Here is a 277-nt window from a genome sequence, read left to right on the forward strand (position 1 = left end):
GGGCCAGCGCCACGCCCACGGCGAGACTGAGACCTTCCAGCGCTGCCACTCCCGAGTCGAAACGCCAGCCCAATGACAGCATCAACGCTCGTCCCCAGGGCGTGGTCCAGCTTCGTCCCCGCCGGCCGCGCCCGGCGCTTTGCTGCTCCATCAGACACACCTCGCCATGCCCGGCACCCTGCTCGAAACGCTGGCGGATGTACTGGTTGCTGGAAGGCAGCGTCTCTTCGATGAACAGCCTGACCAGGTGTCGACGGCCCGCCCGGGAGAGCCCGGC

The 277-nt window shown here is 68.6% G+C and carries 1 protein-coding gene; it reads right to left on the reverse strand.

Annotated features, from left to right (window positions below):
- A partial coding sequence (locus tag SB717_RS35465) for a biotin--[acetyl-CoA-carboxylase] ligase (RefSeq protein WP_410907618.1) occupies positions 1–277 on the reverse strand: 277 nt, incomplete at both ends.

This window comes from Priestia sp. SIMBA_032 (genome assembly GCF_046535215.1).
Classification (GTDB): Bacteria; Bacillota; Bacilli; order Bacillales; family Bacillaceae_H; genus Priestia; species Priestia aryabhattai.